This is a genomic window from Brevundimonas sp. CURTG3B2_SDJG, from assembly GCF_057364705.1.
Genome location: NZ_JBNFOJ010000462.1, coordinates 1 through 1,483, shown reverse-complemented (window position 1 = coordinate 1,483; position 1,483 = coordinate 1). Strand labels below are relative to the sequence as shown.

At 71.3% G+C, this 1,483-nt stretch carries 1 protein-coding gene and 1 pseudogene; both read right to left on the bottom strand.

Features of this window, described 5'->3' with window-relative positions; translation table 11 throughout:
• Nucleotides 1–233: 233 nt before the first annotated feature.
• Nucleotides 234–428 carry a hypothetical protein gene (locus tag AC2W7C_RS17825; RefSeq protein ID WP_486002560.1) on the bottom strand — a complete coding sequence of 65 codons (195 nt, stop codon included), beginning with the start codon at nt 426–428 and terminating at the stop codon, nt 234–236.
• Between the two features lie 65 nt (nt 429–493).
• Nucleotides 494–1,483: pseudogene (locus AC2W7C_RS17820) on the bottom strand (hypothetical protein); the annotation flags it as partial.

The following is a 1,483-nucleotide window of genomic DNA, read 5'->3' as shown; positions in this document are numbered from 1 at the left end:
GAAGGCGGGGACCCAGTGTTTTGGGCGATCCGGCCGCGCCAGGGAGCCGCAAACGACAATCCCGCTGACCTTGCGCCGACAAAAGAACTGGGTCCCCGCCTTCGCGGGGATGAGCGGAAATCCAAGCTGCTGATCCTGCTTTGCTTCAAATGAGTCTGAACCCTAGAAGGCGATCGAGTGCGATGCGCGGCCGCCACCGAAGCGGCGCTCCGCCTTGACGAGGGGGAGGCTGATCAAGGCGTAGGACGACCCACGGGCGTCGCCGGAGTTCGCGGCGTGGGGGCGTCCGGCTCGCCCGCGTGATGCTCGATCCGGCCGCTCTCGACTTCGCCGCGGGCGAACACCTCTTCCTGCCGTCTTCCAGCAGCTCCGTCCTGCGGCCCGCCGCGCCCGCCCTGGACCAGGCCGGACCGTCGGGGTGGCGTCATCGGGGGTGTTTCGGTTCGGGCATTCCGGACGAACCCGCGCCGCCGGGCCCCGTTCCCTCGCTGGATCAGGTCAGGTCCAACTCGGCGCGGTCGGCTCCGTGGCGGGCGACCAGCCGGGCCGGCCGGTCGCGCACCCACAGCCGGTCGCATTCGATGGCCTCCCAGCCCTCCGGCAGGACCACCGGTCGGCTGGGCCAGGCCCCAGGGTCCGCCTCCGACACCTTCAGTCCGGGCAGGCCGAACATCAGGCCGGTCAGGAAGCCGCCCATGTTGGCGAAGAACGGTCCCGAGGGCACGCCGTCCGGCACCTTGTCCAGCCGGTACTCCAGCGTCTGCTGGAACCTCCCGTACTGATAGGCGCCGTAGCCCTCCTCCAGCAGCTTCAGGGACAGCGCGCGGTCTCCGGCCCAGGCCGCCCAGGTCCCGTAGAGCGCCGGCAGCATCGGCGCCCCGACATAGTCCTTCCAGAAATCCAGATAGAAGCGCAGCGTCCTCTGCGCCGTCTCCGGATCGACCTCCGCCCAATAGGGGAACAGGCCCATGAGCGGCGCGGGCGTCGCGCCCTTCTCCTCGGAGGCCCTGTAGCCGTCGTGCGAAGCGATCACGCCATCGGACCGCATCGGCAGGCGCAGGCCATCCGCCACCTCGTTCCAGCGCGGATCCGCCGGCAGGCCCACGACCTCCGCCATGCGGGTCGCGCGCCTCAGCATGATCCGCGCCGCCATCAGCGTCATGGCGTCGTTGTCGTCCGTCGCCTTCCGCTCGGCCGGACCGCCGCCCTCGCGCAGGTCGAAGCCGCCCCGCCTGCGGTCCACGCGATCGACGAACCAGTCGGCCACGCCCGACACCACGGGCCAGACGTCCTCCTTCAGGAACCGCCCGTCCCCGGTGGCGTCGGCGTACCAGGCGAAGGCTCGCGCGACGTGCAGGTTGATGTGGTCCTCGCGCGCCGCCGCGCCCGCGCCGCAACCTAGGCCCATGCCGCCCGGGCTCGTCCCCCCGTACCTCTCGACCGAGGCGCTGGCGGCTCGGATGGGCGAGCCTGGCCTGCGCAT